The following is a 25,983-nucleotide window of genomic DNA, read 5'->3' on the forward strand; positions in this document are numbered from 1 at the left end:
CTGGATTGGAGAGATCATGCCCGGCGTCACCCGACTTTCGGTCCGTAATATCCGCAAGAGCTTCGGCACGCACGAGGTTCTGCGCGGCATTTCCCTCGATGCACAGGATGGCGACGTCATCTCGCTGCTTGGCGCCTCCGGCTCGGGCAAATCCACCTTCCTGCGCTGCATCAACCTCTTGGAGACCGCCACGGATGGCGAAATCTGGGTCGATGGTGAGCAGATCCGCATGGTGCACAAGGGCGGCAAAACCAAGCCGGCGAGCCAGAAACAAGTGGATCATATCCGCTCCGAGCTAGGCATGGTGTTCCAGTCCTTCAATCTCTGGTCTCACATGACGATCCTGCAGAACGTCATCGAGGGGCCGGTGCATGTGCTGAAGCGGCCGCGGGCCGAGTGCATTGCCGAAGCAGAAGCGTTGCTGGAAAAGGTGGGCATCGCCGACAAGCGTCATGCCTATCCGGCGCTCCTGTCCGGCGGCCAGCAGCAGCGCGCGGCGATCGCCCGCTCGCTCGCCATGAAGCCGAAGGTCATGCTCTTCGACGAACCGACCTCGGCGCTCGATCCTGAACTTGTCGGCGAAGTGCTGCGCGTCATGCGTTCCCTAGCGGAAGAGGGCATGACCATGCTCGTCGTCACGCACGAGATGAGCTTTGCCCGCAACGTCTCCAACCGTGTCGTCTTCATGCGCGAGGGCCTGATCGAAAGCAGCGGCCCGCCGCAGGAAATGTTCGGCAGCGGCGCCTCGCCGGCCTTCCGCCAGTTCATCGGATATTTCGGAACCCCGACATGACGATCACGCTTCGCACGGTGCTCGGTTGGCGGGATATTGCCAGCGTGGCGGAGGGCGCGCCTCTGTCGCTTGCGCCCGCCGTCCGGGAGCGCATCACCTATGCGAGCCGGATTGTCGAACGCATCGTCGAGACCGGCGTGCGCGCCTATGGCATCAATACCGGTGTCGGCGCGCTGTCGGACACAGTGGTCGATCGTGAATCCCAGAGCCGCCTGTCGCGCAATATCATCCTCAGCCACGCCTGCGGCGTCGGAGAGCTTCTGGCACCGCGTGAAGTGCGCGCCATTATCGCCGCGCAGATTGCCAATTTCGCCCATGGCCATTCCGGCGTGCGGCTGGAGATCGTCAGTCATCTCGCGGCCTTTCTCGAAAAGGATTGCATTCCCGACGTGCCCTCGGAAGGTTCGGCCGGGTATTTGACGCACAATGCCCATATAGCGCTGGTGCTGATCGGGGAGGGCAGTGCCAAGGTCGCCGGTAAAGCCATGTCCGGTCGTGAGGCATTGGCGGCGATCGGTCTTGAACCGCTCGTGCTCGGCGCCAAGGAAGGACTGAGCCTCGTCAACGGCACGGCCTGCGCCACTGGACTTTCCAGCGTGGCATTGGCGCGCGCCGAGCGCCTGCTCGCCTGGGCCGATGCGATCGCCGCGCTGACGCTGGAAGCCGCAGGGTGTCAGGCGGCGGCATTCGATGACGCCGTGTTGGCGCTGCGCCCCTCCAAGGGCATCGCCACGGTCGGCGCATCGCTGCGCGCCCGCTTGCAAGGTAGCGGCCTGATTGCAGCGGCTTTGGGCCGGCGTACCCAGGACGCTCTCAGCCTGCGCGCCATTCCGCATGCCCATGGCGCGGCACGCGACGTCTTCGACAATTCCGCAGATGTTGTCGACCAAGAGCTTGCTTCCGTCACCGACAATCCGGCGGTTTCCGGCACGCCGGAGAACCCGATAGTCTCGTCGGAGGCGCATGCGGTTGCTCCCGCGCTCGGCCAGGCAGCCGACAGCCTCGCCATCGCGCTCGCCCAGATCGCGGCGATGAGCGAGCGGCGCACGGATCGGCTGGTCAATCCGCTCGTCAGCGGCCTGCCGGCTTTCCTCGCCAGCGACGCCGGCAGCAATTCCGGTTTCATGATCGCGCAGTATACGGCCGCAGCGCTTGTTAACGAGAACCGTCGGCTGGCGGCACCCGCCAGCACCGACGGCGGCCTGACCTCCGGCCTGCAGGAGGATTTCCTGGCGCATCCGACAGCGGCGGCAAACAAGCTGCTCGCGGTGATCGACAATGCCGAATATATCCTGGCGATCGAATTGATGGCGGCGGCGCAGGCGCATGACTTCCTCAGTGCCGCGGGAGGCCGCGCCGCTGGCACGGACGCGATCTACAGTATGGTGCGCGACCGCATTCCGCACTATGGCGACGACCGACCCTTGAGCGGCGATATGGAAGCCTTGCGAAACCTCGTTCGCGAGACGCTGCCGCCCGATTTTGCCAAATAGGATAGCTTTATGACCGCTCAGTTCGACGTCGCTGTCATCGGCCTCGGCGCCATGGGGAGCGCTGCAGTTTCCTTTCTCTCGGCGCGTGGCGTCAAGGCGATCGGCATCGACGCTCACTTTCCCGCCCATGCCTTGGGTTCGTCGCATGGCGACAGCCGGCTGATCCGCCTCGGCTATTTCGAGGACCCGTCCTATGTGCCGTTGCTGCGGCGCGCCTATGAGAACTGGCGAGTGCTGGAAGCGCGGCTGCGCGCCGATATCCTGACGATCACCGGTGTCCTGCAGATCGGCAAACCGGACAGCAAGATCGTCCGCGGCACCCGGGCCTCCTGCGAGCTGCATCATTTGCCCTATGATGAACTCGATCGGAAGGCGATGGCGACATGCTTTCCGGCCTTTGCGTTGGACGAAGACGAAGTTGCGGTGCTCGATCCGCAAGGTGGCTATCTCCGTCCGGAAGCGGCTGTCATGGGCTATCTGAAGCTCGCGGCCGAGGATGGCGCGGTCCTGCATTTCGGCGAGAAGGTGACGGCAATCGAGCCCGACGATGCCGGCGTGACGATTTCATCTGATGTAGGCCGCTATCGCGCCAGACGGGTGATCGTCTCGACCGGTTCGTGGATCGCCGAACTGGTGCCGCAGTTGAGGGAGCATGCCAATCCGATCCGCCAGGTCGTTGCCTGGTATCAACCGCGGGACGGCTTCGTGACGCAGCCGCATCGCATGCCCGCCTTCCTCCGCGACGAGGGGGAGGACGGTTCCTATTTCGGCTTCCCGGCCATCGGCGTCGACGGCGTCAAGATTGGCCGCCATGCGCATTTCATGGAGCCGATCGATCCGAACCAGCCGAACCCGCCCGTCAATGACAGGGACAAGGCGCTCCTGGATAACTTCATCGCAAAGCGCCTGCCAGCCGCCGCGGGCATTCGCGTCAATGCCATCACCTGCCGCTACACGATGCTGCCGAGCGAGGATTTCCTGATCGATCTCATGCCCGGCGAGCCAAATGTCGTCGTTGCCTCACCCTGTTCCGGCCATGGCTTCAAATTCACCAGCGTCGTCGGAGAAATTCTTGCCGATCTCGCGATGGAGGGCGGCACGAGGCTACCGATCTCGGCCTTCTCCTTCGAGGCGATGGAGAATTTCCTTGCGCCGCGGAAGATGCAGGCTCGCGCCAAGCAATAGCGGGCGCCGGATCGGGCCGTGTTACTGCTGTGGCTTGTTCGTCTTGGGCGGCAGCAGATTGGCTAATTCCATCGGGAAGGGAAACAGGATCGTCGACGTCTTTTCACCGGCGATGACATTCAGCGTGCTCAAGTAGCGAAGCTGCATGGCCTCCGGTTGCTTGGCCAAAACCTCGGCTGCTTCGAGCAGCTTCGCCGCCGCCTGCTGCTCGCCTTCGGCATTGATGATCTTGGCACGCCGCTCGCGTTCCGCCTCCGCCTGGCGGGCGATTGCGCGGATCATGGTTTCGTTGATATCGACATGTTTGATCTCGACATTGGCGACCTTGATGCCCCAGGCATCCGTCTGGGCATCGAGGATCTCCTGAATGTCGCTGTTGAGCTTGTCGCGCTCCGCTAGCATCTCATCGAGGTCGTGCTTGCCGAGCACCGAGCGTAGCGTCGTCTGGGCGAGCTGGCTTGTCGCCATCATGAAGTCCTCGACCTGGATCGTCGATCTCTCGGGATCGATGACGCGGAAATAGATCACGGCGCTGACGCGGACCGAGACGTTGTCATGCGAAATGACATCCTGGCCGGGCACGTCGAGCACCCTTGTGCGCAGGTCGACCCGCATCATCTGCTGGACATAGGGGACGAGCAGGAACAGGCCGGGTCCCTTGACGCCGGTGAAGCGGCCAAGCGTGAAAACCACCCCGCGCTCGTATTCCCGCAATATTTTGATCGCGGACGCAAGGACGAGCAGCAAGATCAGGATGACCACAAGATAGAAGGCGAGATCTGCAAACATGCCCATGATTTTTCCTCCTGCTTTCCGGAGCTGCCGCTTGTCTAAGTGCTGCGGATCACCTCGAGCGTCAGGCCGTCGCGGCCGGTCACTGTAACGGCGTCGCCGGTGGCAAGCGGCTCCGAGGACACTGCCTTCCAGCGCTCGCCATGGGCGATGACATAGCCTGCGGTGCCCGTCCAACTGTCGACCTTGCCCGGGATGCCGATCATCTGTTCCGTGCCGGTACCGACTTTGCGCCAGCGGGAGAGGATCGCGAGGCGGGCGACGAGGAGGCTGAATGCAAAGGCTGCGACGGCGATACCGCCTAGTACGCCCCAGGACACTTCAAAGCCTGGAATATCCGTATCGAACAGAATGGCCGCCCCGAGCACGAGTGCAATTCCACCGCCCATGCCAAGGGCGCCAAAGGAGGGCGAATGCGCTTCGGCAACGGTGAGGCCCACGCCCATGATGATCAATCCGACGCCGGCATAGCTCACCGGCAACAATGCCAGGGCGTAGAGACCGAGCAGCAGGCATATGCCGCCGATCGTGCCGGGGACAAATGTTCCAGGGGTGAGAAATTCGAAGATGATGCCGTAGATGCCGACCATCATCAGGATGAGCGCGATGTTAGGATCTGTAATCACGGATAGGAGACGCGTACGCCAGTCCGGTTCGAATTCGCGAAGGGTAAGGCCGGCGGTATCGAGACGGACATCCGTCTGGCCAACACGAACCGTGCGTCCTTGCGACTGAGTTAAAAGGTCTTCTATGGTGTTCGCCGTGAAATCGACGACGTGCTCGTGAACGGCGGCGGTTGAAGAAAGGCTCGCGGCCTCTCGCACGGCCCGTTCCGCCCAATCGGCGTTGCGATTGCGCAGTTCAGCCAGCCCGCGAATATAGGCGACGGCATCGTTGATCGCTTTCGCTTCGCTGGCGCTGCGGGGGACTTGTCCCTGTGTGCTATCCGGCTTTTTCGGAGTGTCCTTATCGGGCTCCGTACCGCCAAAAGGGCTGCCGCCGATGGCGATCGGAGTGGCCGCGCCGATATTGGTGCCCGGCGCCATCGCCGCGATATGGCTTGCATAGAGAATATAGGTACCGGCGCTGGCGGCCCGGGCGCCACTTGGCGCCACGAATCCCGCCACAGGCACAGGCGAGGCAAGGATCGCCCTGATAATGTCTCGCATCGATGTGTCGAGACCGCCTGGAGTATCGATCTGCAGGACGACCAGGTTCGCGCCATCTGCGCTGGCACGTTGAAGGCCGCGCCGTATATAGTCCGATGTCGCCGGGCCGATGGCGCCGTTCACCTTGAGGACGATAGCAACGCGCTCTGCTCCGAATGTCGGTGAGGCGGTTAGGCCGAACGCTGATGCCAGAGCCAGCATCAAGGCGAGGATTGGCGGCATTCGTCGCCAAAGCTTCAAACACTGCGCTATCGTTCGCCGAGCATTCATTTTCATAAATATATGGCAGCGTCGTCAAACGGTAAGTGGAAACCGTCCCTGTCGATTTCCATTATTTTTAAAGGAGCTAAGGAGCTCAACAGATCCAGATGTCTCAGGCCACGAAGCCCGAATCCTGAGGCGGAACGAGCGACTTCCAGGACCAATAGGTCACAGCCACCGGCTCGAAGCTGTCATAATTTGTTTTTTGATCCTCTCGCATATTGCCTCCCGCCTTATGGTTGATATTTCTGCCATGCCTTTATTACTGGCGTCGGAAGCGCCGCATCGGACCTCTTCCCGTTGTCGGGGATCATGAACACCATTGTCGGGTCTTTCAAATCGGACACTGTTGGCATTGCCCGGGCTGAGCAAATCGGGGTGAGCAAGGTTACGAATGTCGGCCAGACATCCCTCGAAAAGGTCGGCAAATTCAAGAAGGTGATCGTCGGCGAAGAGTTCGTCATCGAATGCGGCGCTTCCAAGTTCATCATGCGGCAAGACGGCACGGTCATCATTCTGGGGACGCATTTCAACTTCACGGCATCCGGACCGACACAGATCAACGGCAAGGTCGTCGATCTCAATAAGCCGGGTGGTGGCTTTGCCGAAGCATCGCCGACGTCGTCGGATACGACGGCGCAGGGCTGACGCGCCGATGTCGGTCGACAACCGTACGCCCTTTCCTGCGCTCGCCTTTCGCCAATACAACCTGTCGGGCGATCTCCTCGGCGTCGTTGTTGCCAGAGGCACGTTCAAGCTCGCGAATGGCGGCCCGCTGGTCGTGGATGATGTCCAGCGGCCTTTGGTCATGTCGGATGCCTATGATGGCGACCCGCACCAGACGCCGCAAATGGCTTGCACGGATCTGGCACCGTTCAAGCCGGGCACGGACGTAACCTTTATCGGCGCCGGCTTTGCTCCGGGTGGCGTGGCAGCTTCTTCGTGGACGTGCGGTCTGAAAGTCGGACCCGTTCAAAAGCGTCTGCGCGTTCATGGGCCGCGTTTCTGGCGTGCGAAGACCCGCAAGACCTGGCGCGGGCTGGTCGATAAGGACAAAGAGGATGCCCTTGATGGCTGGGAACTGACCGCGGGAGAAGCGGTGACCTATGTCCCGATCGACTGGCGGTTTGCCTTCGGCGGTAGGATCGAGGGCGGCGAGCTATTTGAACGAAACCCGCTAGGGATCGGGCTCGTCGACGAGGACCGCTTTCGCGAAAGACCGGAGTGGCCGGCGCCGCAAATCGAGGATGCTGATGCGCCCATTCGCGCCGTCAGCGACAGGCCGGCGCCGGCGGGCCTTGGTCCACTTTCGCCATTCTGGGAGGATCGGAGCCGGAAGGCCGGCACCTACGATGACGCCTGGCTGAAGGACAGGCATCCGCTGCTTCCCCACGATTTCGATTTCTCCTTCTGGCAGGCGGCGCATCCTGACCTGGTGGCAAATCCTTGGCTGCAGGGCAACGAACCCTTCGAACTGGATCACCTCCTGCCAGGAATGGGAGTGTTTCGCGGCAGTCTGCCCGATGTCCGGCTTGAGGTCGCGATCGATCGAGGCACAGGGCCGGCGCGCGGTCCCATGGTGCTAGACGGCGTTCATTTCGACATGCGGCCCGGTGTCGGGCGCGTTTTCCTGACCTGGCGAATTGGCTTCCCATGGCCGGAGCGCCGCGGCCTGCCGCGCCTTGTCTTCGCAAGTTCCGCCCAAGGAGTGGCTTGATGGGCGAGAGGCAATTTCCCGACCCGATCTATGATAGCGATTTCGCCGCCCTCTACGGGCTTCCTGCCGATACGAGAATTATCGGCCCGCCGATGTCGGGCACTTTGCTCACCAAGACGCCGGACGGCAGCAATCCCATGCTCAGCTATGACGGCCCTTGGCCGCCTCCGAAGAAGGAGGCGACCAAGGCAGTGGAGCAGCCATGTCCCACCGCTGCCGATCCCCCACCGCCTGAGCTCATTCCCGACGACAGCAAGGCGATTGCGGTTTGTTTGTCGCCGGACGTGTGCAAATCACCGGACAAGCCGGTTCCCTACATGTCTTGGGGCAAAGCCTCAGACGATCTGAACTATTCGCCGGATGTCCGCTCGAACGGTATGGTCATCAAGCGCCAGGATTCCAAGTTTTCATGCTGTTATGGCGATGAGCCGGGCGTTGGATTGGGATGCAAATCCGGCACGGTTGGAGATGTTGTCGAACCGGTTACATCCTCGGGAATCGTGCGTGCAAATGGCATTTGGGTCCAGCGCCACAACGATCGCTGCACATTGAACAACGGCAATACCGAAGGCGAATACGTCCATATTCAGTCGACTGACACGAAGAAGGCGCCCGACGGCAACGACAAGGACGACAAGGCTTGGTACGAAAAGGCTTGGGATTGGACCGGCGAGAAGCTTCATGACGCCGGGCAGGCTATCCATGAGTTTGACGAAAGCCACGGTCGCGTCATAACACGCGGCATGGGAGGGCTGCAGGCCATAGGTGGTGCTGCGGAGAGTGTCGCTGGCGCCGGTCTAGCTGGTGTCGGCGGCGCAGCGTCTGCAACCGGCGTCGGAGCGGCGCCGGGTGTTCCAGCCATGATTGGAGGGGCCGCACTCGCGGTCAACGGCTATGATAATTTCTCAACCGGCTTAAAGCAGCTTTGGACCGGGGAAACTCAAACAACTGCGATCGCCCAGGCCGCCGGGCAAATAACTACTGCATTTGGAGGATCGCCTCAGACGGCGCAGACCGTTGAGAATGTCGTTGGAATGACCCAGGCGGTAGGCGGTGGTGCCGGTACAATCGCCGCCGGTATCGGCAAGGCCGGGACGATCGCAAAGACGGCCAAAGTCGGTGACGACATTGTCGAAGAAGGAGCCAATGTCGGGAGGGCGGTTGAAAGCGGCGAGGAAGGGGCGCGCAGCACACGCACATTCAAGAGCCTACGTGACCGTTATCTCGGCCGCACGCCGGGCAAGGCAAGCAAGACTGGGCGGCAAGTTCGCGAAAGAATGAGAGAAGAAGGAACGCTCCGAACAAATCGAAGAGGGCAGGACGAATTCTTGGCGGAAGATGGTAATTGGTATCCGGTCGATTCGCCGCAAACGCATATGGGACATTATCCAGTTGACGCAGTTGACTATTGGAATGAAACCGATCGCTATCTTGGAGAGCGATCACCTGAGGTCCGGCAGTGGATGTTGGATCCGAACAATTATCGTTTTGAATATGGACCACTAAATTCCGCTCGCGGAGGTGCTACGACCTCCAGATATCTTCCACCGGAAAATTAAGGATGACCGGCATGCTTAAGGAAAAAATCGATCAGCAAATCAGTAAGCAGATAGATCAGATCCTGAAAGAATCGGGAGATCTTTTTCAAAAGGGCGATTTGCGAGAATCGTTGAAAGTCGCAGAGAAAGCTTGGGATCTCATCCCCAATCCGAAGAATAAATGGGACTATTACCCACAAAGCCTGTCAAGCGGATTCGTCGAGGACTACACGGAGCTGCGCGACGTAGACGCTGCCCGAAAATGGATCGACGCAACTTATGAGATGTACGACGATCCCAGTCATTCCTCCCACTACGTTTTAATGCTGGAGGGCAGTTCGCTCTATAGGCTCGATCTCAAGGACGAGGCCTATGGTGTTTTTGAAAAGATCTATACGCTTTTCGGCCGCGAAGGCTTCAAAGGTGAGCAACTCCAGTATCTTGAATTCTATCTGAAGGAGCGGGCCAACCGTGGTTGACGATGCAGACGACGAGCTGCCTGATGATCTCTATGAGAAAGTGACGGAGCTTTCCGAGCAAGGTAATGTGCTGCTTGAGGGAGGCGATCCGCACGGTGCGATCAAGGCGTGGCGAGCTGCGCTGGAGTTATTGCCCGAGCCGCAGACGAAGTGGGAAGCGGCGATGTGGCTTTATGCGTCGATCGGCGATGCACAAAGACAGGCCAATGAAAAGGCTGCCGCACTGCAGTCTTTTCAGACGGCGCTCGCCTGTGGCGATGGTTATGCCAACCCTTTCGTCTTGCTGGGCTTCGGCACCTGTCTCTACGATCTAGGTCGCCGGGACGAGAGCACTGACCCTTTGCTGCGCACCTACATGCTGGAGGGCGGCGAGATTTTCCAAGATATCGATCCCGTCTATCTCGATCATCTGCGGTCGAAAAAGCTTATCGATTGACGAAGGCCGTGATTGACGACGGACCGGTCGGTAGCCTGTTGCGACAGGCGGAATATCCGCTGCGCCGACCGGCGCATCTGCATTTAATGGTCAAGGCGCTGGGTTTCGAGATGATCACCACACATATCTATGACGGCAGCGACCAACAGTCGGCGAGGATACCATTTTCCGCGTGAAGCCGGAGTTGATCCGTGACTTCGAGCGCGTGAGCATCGGCGATGCGCCGTCCTGGCGGCTCGAATTCACCTTTGTCATGGCGCGCGCAAAACAGGGAGCCGAAGCATGAGCCGCAATTTCGTCTATAGCGGCAGCCCCGCCCATATCGTGTTCGGCGAAGGCAAAAGCGCGCTTGCCGGAGAATGGGTGGAGAAGCTCGGAAGCAGGCGCGCGCTTGTCCTGTCCACGCCCCCGCGGAAGCCGGATGCTGAGGCTTTGGCGGCGCGCCTCGGGCCGCTTGCGGCGGGCGTCTTTGCCGGCGCTGTCATGCATACGCCGGTCGATGTCACCGAAAAGGCGATGGAGGTCGTCCGGCAGACCGGTTGCGATTGCGTCGTTTCACTTGGCGGCGGCTCCACGACTGGCCTCGGCAAGGCGATCGCTTTTCGCACCGACCTGCCACAGATCGTCATCCCGACCACCTATGCCGGCTCCGAAGTGACCCCGATCCTCGGCCAGACCGAGGGCGGGCGGAAGACGACAGTGCGCCATGCCAGCATCCTGCCGGAAGTCGTGATCTATGATCCGGCGTTGACGCTCGGTCTGCCCGTCGGCATGAGCGTCACCAGCGGGCTGAATGCCATGGCGCATGCCATCGAGGCCCTGTATGCGCAGGACCGCAACCCGATTTCGACGTTGATGGCCGTCGAGGGCCTCCGGGCCTTCAAGACCAGCCTGCCGGCGATCATTGCATCGCCTGGGGATATCGACACACGGGCGGATGCGCTTTACGGCGCCTGGCTCTGCGGCACCGTGCTCGCCACGGTCGGAATGGCGCTGCATCACAAGATCTGCCACACGCTCGGCGGTACGTTCGACACGCCGCATGCCGAAACGCATGCGATCATGCTGCCGCATACAGCGGCGTACAACGCGGGCGCGGTGCCGGAGCTGCTGGCATCGGCCGCGACGATTTTCGGCGACTCGGTCGGCGGCGGGCTTTGGGATTTCGCTAGGGCTGTGGGCGCCCCGATGGCGCTGAGGGATCTGGGGCTCAGCGAAGCGGATCTCGATCGCGCCGCTGAGATCGCGACCGAGAACCCCTATTGGAACCCGCGGCCGATCGACCGGCAATCCATTCGCTGCCTGTTGCAGGATGCCTGGGAGGGCAGGCGACCGCAGTAACATCATGCTGACGATCCGGCCGCCGAGCTGCGCCGCGTCTTCGCATCAATTTTGGGCCAATGAGGGTGATGGACATGGATGTGCACGAAAAGGGATTCTTCACCGAGGGGAATTCGGTCGAGGTCGTCACCGGCCGCAACCGCAACGCCAAGAACGAACGGCTGAAACAGGTGATGGAAGTCATCACCCGCAAAGTGCACGAGGTGGTGAAGGAGATCGAGCCGACACAGGACGAATGGCTGCAGGCCATTCTGTTCCTCACCCGCACCGGTCAGATCTGCAACGAGTGGCGACAGGAATTCATCCTGCTCTCCGATGTGCTTGGCGTCTCGATGCTGGTGGACGCGATTAACAACCGCAAGCCATCGGGCGCTTCGGAAAGCACGGTATTGGGGCCATTCCATGTCGATGGCGCGCCGGAGCTGGAGATGGGCGCCAACATCTGCCTCGACGAGAAGGGCGAGGACATGTTCATCTCCGGCCGCATTCTCGACACCGACGGACGGCCGATCGAAAGCGCTGTTATCGATGTCTGGCAGGCCAATGATGAAGGTTTCTACGATGTCCAGCAGCAGGGGGTACAACCTGATTTCAATCTGCGCGGCGTTTTTCGCACTGGTGCCGATGGCCGTTATTGGTTCCGGGCGGTGAAGCCGAAATATTACCCAATCCCCGACGACGGCCCGGTCGGCCAGCTTCTCGGCCAGCTCGGCCGCCATCCCTACCGTCCGGCGCATCTGCACTACATCATCAAGGCGAGGGGTTTCGAGCCCCTGGTAACCCACATCTTCGATCCGGATGATCCTTACATCAATTCCGATGCTGTCTTTGGCGTGAAGGAGAGCCTGCTTGCTCGGTTCAAGCGGACAAATGATCCTTCACGCGCAAAAGAATACGGCTTTCAGGGAGCTTTCTGGGATGTCGAGCACGATTTCGTGCTCGCGGCCAAATCGCAGGTGATGGGTTGATCAGATCTTCGGGGATGTTGCGGCCCCGATCTCTCTTTCTCTGGCGACCCGCTCTTTTCGCGATATCTGCTGTTCCACGACGAAGACGAGCAGGCCGCCGATGGCCAGGCATCCGGCCAGAAAGAACATCGGGGCAATCGTGCTTCCCGTTGCGTCTTTGATCCATGGCACGACGTTCTGGGCAATGAAGCCGCCGAGATTGCCCACGGAGTTGATCGCCGCGAGGCCCGCCGCGGCGCCGGCGCCTCTTAGGAACCGTGAGGGCAGGCTCCAGAAGACCGGCTGACCGGAAAAGATGCCGGCAGCAGCGATACACAGAAACGCGAACTGCAGCGTATGGTCCGGGATCAGCGCGGAAAGCAGGAGCGACAGCGCTCCGACGAAGGCCGGGATGACGATATAGGGCGTCTTCGATTTCGCCTTTGCCGCCATGGCGGGAACGACATAGAGGCTGATTGCGACTAGGATCCATGGAATGATGTTCAGGAAACCGTTCTCGGTGTTGCCGACGCCGAAGCTTTTCACGATCGTCGGCAGCCAGTAGCTGAGGCCATATGCTGCGAGTGGAAAGGCGATGTAGCAGAGCGCCATCAGCAGCACGCGCGGATCGACAAGGGCTTTGAAGCCGTTATCAGCGTTCTTGTCCATGCCGGCATTTTCCGAGGTAAGCTTATCCTGCAGCCAGCGCTTCTCCTGGTCGGTGAGAAAGTGCGCCTGCTCCGGCCGATCCGACAGATAGAATATCGTCACCACGCCCAAGATGATGGCCGGAATGCCCGTCGCGATGAACACCCACTGCCAGCCGGCGATATTGTAGAGCCCGTCGAGATCGAGCAGCATGCCGCCGAGCGGCGCGCCGACGGCGTTGGCGATTGCGCTGAAGATCATGAACAGCCCAACCATCGTGCCGCGATAGGCGGACGGAAACCAGAGCGTGAGAAGATAGAGAACGCCGGGGAAGAAGCCTGCCTCGCAAGCGCCGAGAAGGAAGCGCAGGATGTAGAACATCGTCGCATTCTGCGTATAGGCGAGCAGCGTCGTCACGATGCCCCAGGAGATCAGAATTCTGGCGAACCATCTGCTGGCGCCAAATCGTTCCAGCATCAGATTGCTCGGCACTTCGAAGATGAAGTAGCCGATGAAAAACAGAGATGCGCCAAGGCCATAGGCATATTCGCTCATGCCAAGCGCATCGACCATCTGCAGCTTGGCGAAACTGACATTCTGCCGGTCGATATAGGCGACCAGATACAGGAGCCCCAGAAAGGGCATCAGACGCCAGGTGATTTTAGAGACGAGCTGTTTTTCGTCGACCATGGCTGTTTCTCCCACAATTTTATCCGGATGTTCTGAGCACCCGAGGATGAGCAAGCAGATTATTTCGCTTTCTAGATGTAGCGGAAGAAGCCTGGGGCAATATGTGTTCGGCAAGTTCGTTGCTGATGGCAGCATCCGATTGTTGGTCGGACCACGTCTGCGGCGCTGATTTTCCGAAAAAATCTTTTACGCGGCGATCCGTTTCTGTCCCTGGAGTCGTCTTTGCTGTGTCCGAAACAGAAGGAGACAGGGCATGTCCAACGAGTCCATTTGATCAATCTGCTGAAGGTCAAACCTGGGCAGCAGGAGGCGCTGATCGCGCTCTTGAAGCAGAACATCGACACAGTGATCCGCACGCTCCATGGCTGGAAGACGACCCGGCTGATCGCGGCAAAGGATGGCGCCAGCGTCGTCATCTACTCCGAGTGGGAGACCCTCGCCGCCGTCGAGGCGATGCGCGGCGATCCGCGCATGCAAGCCTATTTTCCAAAGATTGCTGAGTTGGCGAGCTTGGACTCCACGGCAGGCTCGGTGGTTTTGAGCGAAAGCCGATAAGGATGAGTGCACAAGTAAATTTGCGTTAAACAAATAACTAAGGAGAACTGCAATGGCTCGGATGGTCGTTATTTACCCGACACCGAAGAACATCGAGGAATTTGACCGGCATTACTTTGAAGTCCACGTGCCCCTCGCCAAGAAAATTCCGGGTCTCAGGAAATACGAGGTCAGCGACGGACCCATCGCAACGGTGGTTGGAGGCTCCACGATTCATCGGATCGGAACGCTGTATTTCGACGACCTCGCGGCGATCGAAAGGGCATTTGCCAGCCCGGAGGGACAGGCGACCAGGGCGGATCGCCAGCTTTTTGCGCCTGATGACTCGGGCGTTCAGATGTTCCTTTTCGACAACCGGGAAGTTTGAGCCCATCCCCCTCGTCCCGCGGGCGAGGGGAAACGATGGTGGCCGCTTATACAGGTCGCAAAGATCGCAAATCAGGCAAAAAGGGCTGAGCGATGCCAGCAACCAAAGTAATTTTGGTCCTCATCCGCAATGGTTGGCACAACCGTTCGGCGTGGGATAGAGTTGCGCGCGGAAGCGCCGTAGGTTTCGACACATGAGCACCGACGAATTCGAAGATCGTTTGAGAGCGCTGCGGCCACGCCTTCACCGCTATTGCGCGCGCATGACGGGATCGGCCGTCAGTGGCGAGGATGTATTGCAGGATGCCCTCGTCAAGGCTCTTCACGCGCGGGCCCAGGGCGCCGAGGTGGATAATCTCGAGGGCTGGCTGTTTCGCATAGCCCACAATGCGAGCCTCGATTTCCTGCGCGACAGGTCCCGCAAGGCGGTCGTTCCGCTCACCGAAGACATGGAAGCGGCGCCGATACCCGAGGCGGATATCGTTGCGATCAGCTTCCAGACGTTTCTGCGGCTGCCTGAGCTTCAGCGCTGCGCGGTGATCCTCAAGGATGTCCTCGGTCATTCGGTGGAGGAGATCGCGGGCATTGCCGAGTGCTCTCCGGCCGCCGCCAAATCGGCGCTCCAACGCGGGCGAGCGGCGTTACGGCAACTCGCACAAGAGCCCGAAGACCTCCGATTGCCGCTGATATCCGACCCGGATCGGCGGAGGATCACCGCTTACGTCGATCTGTTTCGCGGTGGCGATTTCGACGCGATCCGCGCCATGCTCGCTGACGAGGTGAAGCTCGATCTGGTGAACCGGCTCCGGCTGGAGGGCCGCGACAAGATTGGCATCTATTTCACGCGTTATTCGGAAGAGACGAGATGGCGCTTCGCCCTCGGCGCCATTGAAGGACAGCCGGCCATGCTGGTCTTCGACAGCACTGGCCCGATGGACAGACCCGCGCATTTTGTCCTGATCGGCTGGTCGGAAAACCGGATCATTGAGATCCGAGATTTCCTGTTCGCGCCCTATGTGCTCGAGGCCGTAGATTGGGTGCGACTAGGCTGAAAGCTTATGGATCGAGTCCTGATCCGCCCTCGGCTCAATTCGACCGCGACGCCAACCAGCTATGCCATTCTTCCTCGCTGCCGTGGAAAGCATTGAGGTCAATCCGCCCTTCGACCCCATGTGTCAGGCCGGAACCCGAATATTGCCAGAACAACCATTTCCGTCCCGGATAGACCTGGGAGGGATGTGCGGCCACCGAGCGCAGCCAGAAGGGATAGTCGGTGAATTCGCCCCGCAAGTTGTCGCGGTAGAAATCCGGCGCGGTGTAGATGATCGGGCGTTGGCCGTAATACCGCTCCAGCTTATCCATAAAAACCTGCATTTTTTCCAGAACGTGCTCGCGTGAGGGTTTTCTCCTGCAGCTCGACTCCCCGTTCCACTCGACGTCTATCACCGGCGGCAGAGCGCCGGCCTCCCTCGGAACGTTGCGGATGAACCAATCGGCTTGCTCGCCGGCAGTCCGGCACCAGTAGAAGAAATGATAGGCACCCCGCTTCAGCCCCGCCTCCTTGGCTCTGCGCCAGTTCTTCTTGAACATGGGATCGAGATGATCGCCGCCGTCCGTCGCCTTCAAATAGACGAAGTTCGCACCCTGCGCCTGCAACTTCTCCCAATCGATGTCACCCTGCCAGCGTGAAACGTCGACGCCGTGCACGGCGAGTTTTCTGGGTGAGGAACTGCCGAAGTTGATGGGCTTGGCGTCCCGGAAGCGACGGCTGTAGATTTGCATTCGCGTTTGCGGCGCGGCGCTGATCGCTGGGTTCACCGGCATGAGCAGAGCGACCGGTTTTTCCGCGGGAACGGGCACGCCGTCGGTCTTGGCTGTTGGCACGAACGCCTGCGGCTCCGGAGGTGTTTCCGTCCATGTCAGCGCTTGCCGTTGCTGCTGCTGTTTGACCACTTGCGGAGCGGTGCTGCCGACCTCAGCGGTCGGCACAGGTCCGCTCGAGCGGGTGATGGAATTGGTCGTCTCCTGCGACGGTGGCGCGACCGGGATGTCTTCCGGACCGGAGCTGGCGGCGCATGCCGACAAGATCAAGGAGGTGAGAAAGATTGCTGACACAGCCGCTAGACGCATATGAACCCGCACGCAAAACAACAGTCGACGGCAGAATCCATGTAGTCGGACACCCGCCGACATGAATTGCTAATGGAGAATTACCAAAAAAGATTGAATCCAATCTTTACGGGTCAATAATCGGGTTTCGTGGTGTTTGGTCTGGTGCACGCCGGATCAGGGCCGGCGTGCACCGTTTTGTTGGCGGGACAGAAGCCTCAGCCAAGGCGTCAAATGGAAGACGCTCATGAGCAAATACATCGGGACCATTCCGCCAAGTGGTAAAGCCCCCGACATGGCCGAGCAGATCATATCCTGATCGCCGACAGCGGCGGTCAGCAGCGCCATGATCGCGAATGTCGGCGCCGCGGCGAGGGACAGCCAGTGAGAGATGCCAACGGCGACAGCGTCACCGGCAGACCCGCCGCCGGCGAGAAAGCCGTCTTTCGAAGGGGTGGGTTCACTAAACATCGACACGTCAGCTCCGGCCGTACTGGTCATGATGGCGCCACCAGATCCCATTCTCGTTGCGTCCCTTGGGGGCACGATCGAGCCACTGGTACATGCCCCAGAGGCCATCCAGCCCGCGCGCGTAGCTGGAATAGGTGTGGTAAACGACGCCGTCATCGAGCGCGAAGGCGCTGAGGCCCGGCCTTTCGCGCGTAAATGTGGCAGCGTCGGTTCCGGTCATGGCCGCCATTTGCGAGACCGGTTTCTCGCTGCCGCGCTCCTGCCGAGGTTGAGGTGAAGGCGCCTCGCGTCTGAAATTATATTCAATGCCGCCCTCGCGCTGCTGGTCCTCGGTGAAGCAGACGCTGAAATCGCCATTGAAATCGCTGCCGAACGAGGACGCCCAGGGGAAGGTCCACCCCATTCGCTGCTTGAATGCCTGCAGCTTTGCAAGTGGTGCGCGCGATATCGCCGAGAAGGCGACATCGTGGTTTTCGAGATGGACGACGAAGCCGTTGAATCCATCCGCGATCGAAGAGCAGGATGGGCAGCCGGCCGTATAGTCGGGACCGAACATGAAGTGGTAGACGAGGAGCTGCGAGCGTCCCTTAAAGAGATCGGCGAGCGAGGCTCTGCCATTCTCCGTCTCGAAACGATAGTCCTTTTCGATCCGTACCCAGGGGAGGGCTTGCCGACGCAGCGCCAATTCGTCGCTTCGCCGCGTCAGCTCCTTCTCCTCCGCGAGCAGGTCCAACCGTGCAGCCAGCCATTCTTTGCGTGTCGCTGTCATATGTGCGGTCATCATTTTTCTCCCTTGGCTATCTGCCGCCGTATCATTCAAGATGCGACGTGCTGTTTGGTGGTAGTAAACTACGCCCGGCTATCGAATTGATGGGAGTTACAAGTTTGACGGGATTTCGATGGACTCGATGATCACCGCTGCGGCCTATGCGCTTGCGGCGGGCGATCCTCTCGGCGCGTTGAAGCGAGTTGCCCTGCGCGATGATGCGCCGGCGCTCGCGCTGAGGGGCATCGCGATGGCGCAACTCGGTGATCTCGGCCGCGCAAAGGTGCTCCTCAAGAATGCGGCGCGCGCCTTCGGGCCAAAGGAGGGCATGGCCCGCGCCCGGTGTGTCGTCGCCGAAGCGGAGATCGCACTCGTCTCGCGCGACCTTACCTGGCCCGCCAGAGCGCTTGCCGCGGCGCGGGCGACCCTCGAGGCACATGGCGACCGCGTGAATGCCGCCCATGCCCGCAATCTCGAAGTCCGGCGCCTGCTCCTGATCGGCCATCTCGACGAAGCCGAGCGCGTGCTCGCTGAGCTTGACCCGACACCGCTTCCTCCCGCCTCGAGGGCGGCTTACGAGCTGGTCGTTGCCGGCATCGCCATTCGCCGCCTGCAGACGAAGGCAGCGCGTGCAGCACTTACGCGGGCAGGGCAGGCCGCAAGTGCAGCGGATATTCCTGCGCTGACGGCGGAGGTCGAAAGCGCCTCGCTCGTGCTGAACACGGCTGCGGCGCGCCTGATCCTGCGTGGCGAGGAGCGCCCGCTCCTGCTTGAAGAGGTGGAAACGCTTCTGGAGTCGGGGACGGTAGTGGTGGACGCATGTCGTAACGTCGTCCGGAATGCAGGGGCGGTGGTTTCGCTTGCGACGCGCCCGGTCCTGTTCGCGCTTGCACGCGCGTTGGGCGAAGCCTGGCCCGCAGATGTGCCGAGAAGCACACTTCTCACCCGCGCCTTTCGGGCCAAACATGCCGATGAATCGCATCGTGCAAGACTGCGTGTCGAAATAGGGCGGCTTCGCGCTGAGCTTCGGACGCTGGCGGATGTTCGGGCTACGAAACGTGGCTTTGCGCTGGTGCCGCGCCGCGCAAGCGAAATCGCCGTGCTGGCGCCGCCCGTCGAAGAACAGCATGCGGCGCTGCTCGCCTTTCTTGCCGACGGCGAATCCTGGTCGAGTTCTGCGCTGGCGATTGCACTTGGAGCGAGCCCGCGCACGGTACAGCGTGCGCTCGAACAGCTTGCGGAAGCAGGCAAGGTACAGTCATTGGGTCTTGGGAGGGCACGCCGCTGGATGACCCCGCCCGTGCTCGGATTCCCGACAATCTTGTTACTCCCCGGTCCTCTGCCGAATGAATAGGATGACAGCATGAAACGATCTCAAGCCGAAATTCTTCATGAATATGGACCCTTTCCCGGCGCCGACCGCGTGAACGGCGTCACCTTCGATGGCCAGCACGTCTGGTTTGCCTCCGGAGACCGGTTGAACGCCTTCGATCCGGCAAAGGGGGAGGAGCTGCTGCATTCGATCGAAGTCGCCTCTCATGCGGGAACGGCCTTCGACGGTCAGCATCTGTTTCAGATCGCCGAGAATATCATCCAGAAAATCGATCCGAAGACCGGTCGCGTGCTCGCTACGATCCCGGCGCCTGGCCATGGCGGCGACTCCGGGCTCGCATGGGCCGAGGGGACGCTCTGGGTTGGGCAGCATCGCGGCCGGAAGATCCATCAAATCGATCCGCAAACGGGGGCAATCCTCCGCACCATCGAGTCCAACCGCGTCGTAACCGGGGTCACCTGGGTCGACGGCGAACTCTGGCACGGCACCTGGGAAGGTGACGAGAGTGATGTGAGGCGGATCGATCCCGAAACGGGAAAGGTCCTGGAAAGGCTCGACATGCCGGCTGGAGTGGGTGTGTCGGGACTGGAGTCCGATGGCGGAGATCAGTTCTTCTGCGGCGGTGGAGGCAGCGGTAAGGTGAGAGCTGTCCGCCGGCCAAGCCGCGCGCCCAAGCCCAAAGGCTAGCGGCCCTCAAAACTGTTTAGCGAATGCCGAGCGGATGTTTCGCGTCAGGCGAATCGAAGGTGGATGTCGTTCGAAAAGGCAAGCCATCCGGGCGGCTTTGCGCATCAATTGGTTTTCCCGTCCCTCCATATTCACAGATTTTCCGGGAACGAGAAGCCGGCGCCGACTTCTCCATTGCCGTTACTGCGCGCTCTATGAGCGGTGAAAAATCCGTTAACTATCCGTTGCTTGGTCATCGTTCGTCAGATGTCGTCCATGGACGCATGACCAGCGTCTGCGCGTGGCCATAGGCTCGACCGGCGCTGCGCGACGATTTTTGCTTGTTCATATTACATTGCTGAAATAAAAGGTTATCGGCGCGTTAACAGGCGCCTGTCCCAAGACTCAAAAAAGACTTCGCAAGAATCTATGTAGAGAAGGAGACGATAATGTCCATTTCACTCAATAATTTCAATGAGGTTCCACCGCAAGCCGTGCATGCGGACGATGTCGCGGCGCGTGTGAAGGCAGCCCGTGAAACCGTGGGCTACAGCATTGAAGATCTGGCGGTGACCTGTGGTCTCGCCAATGAGGAAATCATAGGCATCGAAGATGGCGCAGATATTGATCCGGCTAAACTGAAGCGGATCGCCAATGCACTTCAGCTTCCGCCGTCAGCGTTCCTGGCGGTTTAATTTTGAAAGAATCTGGTCGGCCTTGCCCCCCAGCAAGAGCCGACCAGCGGGGGCACTAATATTCCCATCGGCGAGCACTCCGGTGGTGACGTGTTCCCCCATAGCATATTGCTCTTCTTTATCTCTTACGTTTGATGGCTTTCGCCTCCGCCGCATGGCCGAGGTTCGTAGCGTCTCCACGCCTTGGGTTTTCCAACATAGATGCTGTCGAGATCGCGGTGATGAGGAACACCGATCGATGTCGGCGTCACTCGCTCCTAGCCACGACTTCAATCACGCATTCCAATGTTCCGGGCTATATTGACATCACCTTTCCCACCGCTATCATTCCATTATAAAATTTAATGTTCCGTAATAAGGGAATAAACAAGGGAATGATATCGTGCGAAGCAAATTTGCCTTTCTGCTGGGAACAGCTCTTCTCATCATGCCATCGGCGCTTCTGGCGCAGGAAAAGGGCGGCGTGATCAATGTCGCGACAATTGGTGAGCCGCCGACATTGGATCCAATGGTTTCGACGGCCGATCTGGTCGGCATCGTTTCGCAGCATATTTTCGAAACGCTTTTTACCTTCGACAAGAATTGGAAGGTAACGCCGCTTCTGGCCGAGAGCATGCCCGACATCAGCGCTGACGGCAAAACCTATACGATCAAGCTTCGCACCGGCATCAAGTTCCACGACAATAGCGAGATGACATCGGAAGATGTCGTTGCCTCGCTCAATCGCTGGACCAAGATCGCCTCACGCGGCAAGCAGACCGCGGCTATGATCGACAGCATCTCGGCGGTCGATCCCTCGACGGTCAAGATCGTGTTGAAGCAACCCTATGCGCCGCTTCTCTCCCTGCTCGCCTTCAACAATTCGGCCGCGATCATCATTCCGGCCAAGCATCAAGAAGATCCGATGACCACCTTCATCGGCACCGGTCCCTATATGCTGAAGGAGCGCAAGGCTGACCAATATATTCAGTTGGTGCGCTTCGATGGTTATAAGTCCCGCAGCGGCGAGGCCGATGGTTATGGCGGCGCCCGGCATCAATATCTCGATGAAATCCGTTTCGTGCCTGTTCCCGACGCCAATACCCGCGTCGAGGCGGCGGTTGCCGGTCAATATGATTATGTCGACTCGCTGCCGGTCGAATCCTTCGACCGCTTGAAAGGCTCGACCGCTTCCGCGCCGGTCATGCTGAAGCCCTTCGGCTATCCGGTCTTCGTATTCAACACGGCGAACGGCATCACCAAGAATATCGATATCCGCAAAGCGGTACGCACAGCGCTCAGCATGGAGGACATGCTGGCCGCTGCCTTCGGCAGCACTGATTTCTATGCGCTCGATGCCGCATTTTATCCAAAGTCCTACGCCTGGAACACGGATGCCGGCACGGATGGCGCCTATAATGTCGCCGATCCCGAGGCCGCCGGTGCGCTATTGAAGAAGGCAGGCTATAACGGCGAGCCGCTGCGTATCCTCACCAGCCGTCAATACGAATTCCATTACAAGATGGCGCAGGTTGCCGCCGAATATCTGAAGCAGGCCGGCTTCAATGTTGATTTGCAGGTTGTTGATTGGGCGACGCTAACGCAGCGCCGTGCCGATCCGAAACTGTGGGACATCTATATCTCCCACAGCCCCTTCCTGCCCGAGCCGGCTTTGATGGGGCAGATGTCGACGAGCGCGCCCGGCTGGTGGGACACGCCGGCCCGAAAGGTCGCGGTCGATGCCTTCAATTCCGCCGTTGATCCTGACAAGCGCGTGGCGCGGTGGGCTGATGTCCAAAAGGTGATGTACGACGAAGTACCGCTGATCAAGATTGGCGACTTCAATGCGCTGGCTGCCAAATCGCAGAAGCTCGAAGGGGTCGAGGCTGCGCCCTGGCCGTATTTTTGGAACGCGTCGGTCAAGAAGTAGCAGCCCATAGGCTCGTCATTCCGGCCGCGATGGAAGCGGCCGGAGGATCGGACAAGACATGATACGCTATATCCTCCAGCGCCTTTTCGGCATGATCGTCGTGATGTTCCTCGTGGTCACGATCGTCTTCGTGATCGTGCGCGTCACTCCCGGCGATCCGGCTGCCGTCATGCTCGGTCCGGATGCGACGGCGCAGGACATTGCGAGCCTCAGAACGAGGCTCGGCCTCGATCAGCCGCTAGCCCTGCAATACCTCTACTACTTCGGTCAGCTTCTGCGGGGCGATCTCGGTCAGTCGATCTTTCTGAACGAGCCGGTGACCTCGGCGCTGGTCGAGCGCGCCGAGCCCACCTTCTTTCTGACGGTGTTCTCGCTGGTCATCGCTAGCATCATCGCCCTGCCGATCGGCATCTATTCCGCCTATCGCCGGGGCTCGTTGTTTGATCAGGCGGCGACGGCGCTTGCCATGCTGGCGGCCAGTATTCCGAGTTTCTGGCTCGGCCTGATCCTCATTCAATCCTTCGCCGTTCGCCACGGTATCTTTCCCGTCTCCGGATATGGCGGTCCAGGTTCGTCATTCGTGGACCGGATGTATCACCTGGCACTGCCCTCGATCGTGCTCGGCGTCGTCTCCTCGGCGCTGATCCTGCGCTTCACCCGCGCCTCGATGCTGGACGTGCTCGGTGACGACTATATCCGCACAGCCCGCGCCAAGGGGCTTGTCGAGCGCAAGGTGATCCTGAAGCATGCGCTGAAAAACGCGCTGATCCCGATCCTCACCGTCATCGGGTTGACCGCGGCGGTGCTCATTTCCGGCGCGGTGGTGACCGAGACCATCTTCAGCCTGCCGGGCATTGGTAATCTCGTGGTGTCGGCCGTGCTCCGACGCGACTACCCGGTGATCCAGGGCGCACTGCTCGTCATTGCCGGGCTGTACGTCCTGATCAATTTTGCGATCGACATGCTCTATCTGCTGGTTGATCCGAGGGTGCGCTATTGATGGCCGCGATTTCAGACACAAGCGCCGGCGCCGAGCGCCGCAAATTCGCCAGACGTCTCTTCAAGCGCAAAACCGTCGTCTTCGGTGTCGCCGTGCTGACGATATTCGTGCTGCTCGCCGTCTTCGCGCCGTTGATTGCGCCCTATGCGCCAGGCAAGCTGTCCATCGTCAACCGGCTGAAGCCGCCAAGCTTCATCCACCTCTTCGGAACCGATGAGTTCGGCCGCGACGTCTTTACCCGCACTATCTATGCCGGCCGTCTGTCATTGCTGGTCGGTGGCGCGGTCGTCGCACTGGCTGCGGTGATCGGCGTTACGCTCGGCCTGCTCGCCGGCTTTTTCAGGCAATTGGATACGCCGATCGCCCGGCTGGTCGATGCGATGATGGCATTTCCCGATATCCTGCTGGCGATCGCGCTGGTCGCGGCCCTCGGGCCGTCGCTGACGACGGTCATCATCGCGCTCAGCATCGTCTACGCGCCGCGGCTGGCGCGTATCGTCCGCGCCTCGACGCTGGTTATCCGCGAACTGCCCTATGTGGAGGCGGCGCGCGCGCTCGGCGTCTCGACCCTGCATATCATGACGCGACATGTGCTCAGAAACCTGCTGTCGCCGATCCTGGTGCAGGGCACCTTCCTGTTTGCCAACGCCATGCTCGCCGAAGCCGGCCTTTCCTTCCTCGGCCTTGGCGTGAGCCCGGATATTCCGACCTGGGGAACGATGATCGCCGCCGGCCGGCAATATCTCGATCAGGCCGATTGGATGACGCTCTTTCCGGGCTTTGCCATCATTCTCTCCGTCCTGTCGTTGCAGATGGTCGGCGACGGATTACGCGACATTCTCGATCCCAGACTTCGAAAGGACTTGTAGCCCATGTCTTCCGGATATGAACCGAAGCGGCCATTGCTGATCGCCAACGTCAAGCCGATGGCTTTCGGTCTGGCGACGTCAGGCGGCGTCACTGACGTGCTGGTTGGCGCGGATGGGCGTATCGCCGAGGTCGGACCATCGCTTGCCGTCTCGGCCGATGTCGAAAGGATCGATGGCAAGGGTGCTTGGATGTCGCCGGGCTGGATCGATCTGCATGTCCATATCTGGCATGGCGGCACGGATATTTCCCTTCGCCCATCGGAATGCGGCGTCGAACGCGGCGTGACGACCTTGGTCGATGCCGGCTCGGCGGGTGAAGCGAATTTCCATGGCTTCCGTGAATATATCATCCAGCCGGCGCGCGAACGCATCAAGGCGTTTCTCAATCTCGGTTCGATCGGTCTCGTCGCCTGCAATCGCGTCAGCGAATTGATAGACATACGCTCGATCGATTTTGACCGCATGCTGCAGGTCTATGCCGACAACAGCGAGCATATTGTCGGCATCAAGGTGCGCGCGAGCCATGTCATCACCGGCTCGTGGGGGATTACGCCCGTCAAGCTTGGCAAGAAGATCGCCAAGATATTGAAGATCCCGATGATGGTGCATGTCGGCGAGCCGCCGGCACTCTATGATGAGGTGCTGGAGATCCTCGGACCCGGCGATATCATTACGCATTGCTTCAACGGCAAGGCCGGTAGCAGCCTCATAGAGGATGAGGATCTCTTCAATCTCGCCGAGCGTTGCGCTGGTGAGGGCATCCGCCTCGATATCGGCCATGGCGGCGCGTCTTTCTCCTTCCGCGTCGCCGAGGCCGCCATCCAGCGCGGGCTTCTGCCGTTCTCGATCTCCACCGATCTGCATAACCGGTCGTTGAATTCCCCGGTCTGGGATCTCGCGACGACGATGTCGAAGCTGCTGTCGGTCGGCATGCCCTTCGAGAAAGTAATCGAAGCGGTCACGCATGCACCGGCCTCGGCCATCAAACTGCCGCTCATCGATCGGCTCGCGGTCGGGGAGCGGGCCGAATTCACGATCTTCGACCTTGTGGAGTCCGATATCGAGGCGGTGGATTCGATGGGGGATGCGGCCGTGCTGAAACAGCTTTTCGAACCGCGCTTCGCAGTCATCGGCGCTGACGCTTTTGCCGCGAGCCGTTACATCCCGCGGGCGCGAAAGCTGACGCCTCACGGCCACTGCCATTGATTGCTGAGTTCCGAATTTAATGATTGTACGACAGGAGTTTGCGTGAACCAGTCTTCCGCCACCGCCGAGAGCGCACAGGGTTCGCCCTATGAACGCCTCTCCACCCTCGGCATCGTGCTGCCGCCGCCGCCGCCGCCGATCGCCAACTTCGTGACGCATGTTTGCGAGGGCAACATGCTCTATCTGTCCGGCCAGGGGCCGCGCGAGGCCGACGGCACTCTGCATTTCGGCAAGGTCGGCGCCGAGGTCGGTATTGAACAGGCCTACGCCGATGCGCGGCTGACCGGCATCAATCTGCTGGCCGTCATGCAGGATGCGCTCGGCGATCTCAAGCGCGTCAAGCGGGTGGTGAAGCTTTTGGGCATGGTCAACGCCACGCCCGATTTCGCCGATCATCCTAGCGTCATCAACGGCTGTTCCGACCTCTTCATCGAGGTTTTCGGAGTGGCCGGCCAACATGCACGCTCGGCTGTCGGCTTCGGTTCGTTGCCGGGCAATATCACCGTCGAGATCGAAGCGATCGTGGCTTTGCACGGCTGAGGAAGGGAC

Annotated in this window: 27 protein-coding genes and 1 pseudogene; 22 read left to right on the forward strand and 6 right to left on the reverse strand. The window is 60.3% G+C overall.

Going from position 1 to position 25,983, the window contains the following annotated elements; genetic code table 11:
- Positions 1–16: 16 nt before the first annotated feature.
- Genes NXC24_RS26945 through solA form a run of 3 tightly spaced genes read left to right on the forward strand, consistent with a single transcriptional unit; the run spans position 17 to position 3,471 of the window.
- Entirely contained in the window at positions 17–793 is a 777-nt protein-coding gene (locus NXC24_RS26945; RefSeq protein ID WP_104826454.1) for an ATP-binding cassette domain-containing protein, read from the forward strand.
- Positions 790–2,286 carry a histidine ammonia-lyase gene (gene hutH, locus NXC24_RS26950; protein WP_104826455.1) on the forward strand — a complete coding sequence of 499 codons (1,497 nt, stop codon included), beginning with the start codon at positions 790–792 and terminating at the stop codon, positions 2,284–2,286. Before NXC24_RS26945 ends, hutH begins: the two co-directional genes overlap by 4 nt.
- A 9-nt stretch (positions 2,287–2,295) precedes the next feature.
- A complete protein-coding gene (solA, locus tag NXC24_RS26955) occupies positions 2,296–3,471 on the forward strand; it encodes an N-methyl-L-tryptophan oxidase (protein ID WP_104826456.1) in 1,176 nt (391 codons plus the stop codon).
- Positions 3,472–3,492: 21 nt separating this feature from the next.
- On the opposite strand, the gene NXC24_RS26960 is transcribed toward solA, so the two are convergent.
- Positions 3,493–4,266 carry a slipin family protein gene (locus tag NXC24_RS26960; protein WP_104826457.1) on the reverse strand — a complete coding sequence of 258 codons (774 nt, stop codon included), beginning with the start codon at positions 4,264–4,266 and terminating at the stop codon, positions 3,493–3,495.
- A gap of 35 nt (positions 4,267–4,301) precedes the next feature.
- The gene (locus NXC24_RS26965) at positions 4,302–5,654 is read right to left on the reverse strand and encodes a nodulation protein NfeD (protein WP_104826458.1); all 1,353 of its coding nucleotides are present in this window, start codon (positions 5,652–5,654) and stop codon (positions 4,302–4,304) included.
- A gap of 303 nt (positions 5,655–5,957) precedes the next feature.
- On the opposite strand from NXC24_RS26965, the pseudogene NXC24_RS26970 reads away from it, so the two are divergent.
- The 8 genes and pseudogenes from NXC24_RS26970 to NXC24_RS27005 form a co-directional block, all read left to right on the forward strand.
- Positions 5,958–6,341 (forward strand): annotated as a pseudogene (locus tag NXC24_RS26970) (type VI secretion system tip protein VgrG); the annotation flags it as partial.
- Positions 6,342–6,348: 7 nt separating this feature from the next.
- Positions 6,349–7,410 (forward strand): DUF2169 domain-containing protein, encoded by a 1,062-nt coding sequence (locus tag NXC24_RS26975; protein WP_104826459.1) that lies wholly within the window; start codon positions 6,349–6,351, stop codon positions 7,408–7,410.
- 137 nt (positions 7,411–7,547) lie between these two features.
- On the forward strand, positions 7,548–8,969 hold the full coding sequence (locus NXC24_RS26980) for a PAAR-like domain-containing protein (RefSeq protein ID WP_158704564.1): 1,422 nt from the start codon (positions 7,548–7,550) through the stop codon (positions 8,967–8,969).
- Between the two features lie 2 nt (positions 8,970–8,971).
- A complete protein-coding gene (locus NXC24_RS26985) occupies positions 8,972–9,427 on the forward strand; it encodes a hypothetical protein (protein WP_104826461.1) in 456 nt (151 codons plus the stop codon).
- Positions 9,420–9,863, forward strand: coding sequence for a tetratricopeptide repeat protein (locus tag NXC24_RS26990; RefSeq protein WP_245464167.1), 444 nt, complete (start codon positions 9,420–9,422; stop codon positions 9,861–9,863). Before NXC24_RS26985 ends, NXC24_RS26990 begins: the two co-directional genes overlap by 8 nt.
- Positions 9,860–10,039: a hypothetical protein gene (locus tag NXC24_RS35960; protein WP_245464168.1), complete on the forward strand. Its 180-nt coding sequence runs from the start codon at positions 9,860–9,862 to the stop codon at positions 10,037–10,039. Before NXC24_RS26990 ends, NXC24_RS35960 begins: the two co-directional genes overlap by 4 nt.
- A gap of 106 nt (positions 10,040–10,145) precedes the next feature.
- Complete coding sequence (locus NXC24_RS27000) at positions 10,146–11,204, forward strand: maleylacetate reductase (RefSeq protein ID WP_104826462.1); 1,059 nt, start codon at positions 10,146–10,148, stop codon at positions 11,202–11,204.
- A 74-nt stretch (positions 11,205–11,278) separates the two neighbouring features.
- Positions 11,279–12,172: an intradiol ring-cleavage dioxygenase gene (locus NXC24_RS27005; RefSeq protein WP_104827854.1), complete on the forward strand. Its 894-nt coding sequence runs from the start codon at positions 11,279–11,281 to the stop codon at positions 12,170–12,172.
- Here the strand turns inward: NXC24_RS27005 and NXC24_RS27010 are convergent, their stop codons facing one another.
- Positions 12,173–13,489, reverse strand: a complete 1,317-nt coding sequence (locus NXC24_RS27010; protein WP_104826463.1) for an MFS transporter — start codon at positions 13,487–13,489, stop codon at positions 12,173–12,175.
- Between the two features lie 270 nt (positions 13,490–13,759).
- Between NXC24_RS27010 and NXC24_RS27015 the strand changes: the two genes are divergently transcribed.
- From NXC24_RS27015 to NXC24_RS27025, 3 genes are all read left to right on the forward strand, one after another.
- A complete protein-coding gene (locus NXC24_RS27015) occupies positions 13,760–14,044 on the forward strand; it encodes an antibiotic biosynthesis monooxygenase family protein (protein WP_158704565.1) in 285 nt (94 codons plus the stop codon).
- A gap of 52 nt (positions 14,045–14,096) precedes the next feature.
- Positions 14,097–14,411, forward strand: a complete 315-nt coding sequence (locus tag NXC24_RS27020; protein ID WP_104826465.1) for an EthD family reductase — start codon at positions 14,097–14,099, stop codon at positions 14,409–14,411.
- 193 nt (positions 14,412–14,604) lie between these two features.
- Positions 14,605–15,462 (forward strand): sigma-70 family RNA polymerase sigma factor, encoded by an 858-nt coding sequence (locus tag NXC24_RS27025; protein WP_104826466.1) that lies wholly within the window; start codon positions 14,605–14,607, stop codon positions 15,460–15,462.
- 34 nt (positions 15,463–15,496) lie between these two features.
- On the opposite strand, the gene NXC24_RS27030 is transcribed toward NXC24_RS27025, so the two are convergent.
- The 3 genes from NXC24_RS27030 to NXC24_RS27040 form a co-directional block, all read right to left on the reverse strand.
- Positions 15,497–16,540 carry a GH25 family lysozyme gene (locus NXC24_RS27030; RefSeq protein ID WP_104826467.1) on the reverse strand — a complete coding sequence of 348 codons (1,044 nt, stop codon included), beginning with the start codon at positions 16,538–16,540 and terminating at the stop codon, positions 15,497–15,499.
- Positions 16,541–16,696: 156 nt separating this feature from the next.
- Complete coding sequence (locus NXC24_RS27035) at positions 16,697–17,020, reverse strand: hypothetical protein (protein ID WP_245464169.1); 324 nt, start codon at positions 17,018–17,020, stop codon at positions 16,697–16,699.
- The gene (locus tag NXC24_RS27040; RefSeq protein ID WP_104826468.1) at positions 16,998–17,771 is read right to left on the reverse strand and encodes a thioredoxin family protein; all 774 of its coding nucleotides are present in this window, start codon (positions 17,769–17,771) and stop codon (positions 16,998–17,000) included. The genes NXC24_RS27035 and NXC24_RS27040 overlap by 23 nt, the downstream gene beginning before the upstream one ends.
- A gap of 118 nt (positions 17,772–17,889) precedes the next feature.
- On the opposite strand from NXC24_RS27040, the gene NXC24_RS27045 reads away from it, so the two are divergent.
- The 8 genes from NXC24_RS27045 to NXC24_RS27080 all read left to right on the forward strand — a co-directional run bounded on the left by NXC24_RS27045 (position 17,890) and on the right by NXC24_RS27080 (position 25,974).
- Entirely contained in the window at positions 17,890–19,110 is a 1,221-nt protein-coding gene (locus NXC24_RS27045) for a helix-turn-helix domain-containing protein (protein ID WP_104826469.1), read from the forward strand.
- A gap of 9 nt (positions 19,111–19,119) precedes the next feature.
- Complete coding sequence (locus tag NXC24_RS27050; RefSeq protein ID WP_104826470.1) at positions 19,120–19,776, forward strand: PQQ-binding-like beta-propeller repeat protein; 657 nt, start codon at positions 19,120–19,122, stop codon at positions 19,774–19,776.
- 428 nt (positions 19,777–20,204) lie between these two features.
- Positions 20,205–20,450, forward strand: coding sequence for a helix-turn-helix transcriptional regulator (locus NXC24_RS27055; RefSeq protein WP_104826471.1), 246 nt, complete (start codon positions 20,205–20,207; stop codon positions 20,448–20,450).
- A 382-nt stretch (positions 20,451–20,832) separates the two neighbouring features.
- A complete protein-coding gene (locus tag NXC24_RS27060; RefSeq protein WP_104826472.1) occupies positions 20,833–22,359 on the forward strand; it encodes an ABC transporter substrate-binding protein in 1,527 nt (508 codons plus the stop codon).
- Positions 22,360–22,417: 58 nt separating this feature from the next.
- On the forward strand, positions 22,418–23,359 hold the full coding sequence (locus tag NXC24_RS27065; protein ID WP_199773644.1) for an ABC transporter permease: 942 nt from the start codon (positions 22,418–22,420) through the stop codon (positions 23,357–23,359).
- A complete protein-coding gene (locus NXC24_RS27070; protein ID WP_104826473.1) occupies positions 23,359–24,228 on the forward strand; it encodes an ABC transporter permease in 870 nt (289 codons plus the stop codon). The genes NXC24_RS27065 and NXC24_RS27070 overlap by 1 nt, the downstream gene beginning before the upstream one ends.
- Before the next feature lie 3 nt (positions 24,229–24,231).
- A complete protein-coding gene (locus NXC24_RS27075; RefSeq protein WP_104826474.1) occupies positions 24,232–25,434 on the forward strand; it encodes an amidohydrolase/deacetylase family metallohydrolase in 1,203 nt (400 codons plus the stop codon).
- Positions 25,435–25,476: 42 nt separating this feature from the next.
- Positions 25,477–25,974, forward strand: a complete 498-nt coding sequence (locus tag NXC24_RS27080) for a RidA family protein (protein ID WP_104826475.1) — start codon at positions 25,477–25,479, stop codon at positions 25,972–25,974.
- Positions 25,975–25,983: the final 9 nt, after the last annotated feature.

It is taken from the genome of Rhizobium sp. NXC24 (genome assembly GCF_002944315.1).
Taxonomy (GTDB): domain Bacteria; phylum Pseudomonadota; class Alphaproteobacteria; order Rhizobiales; family Rhizobiaceae; genus Rhizobium.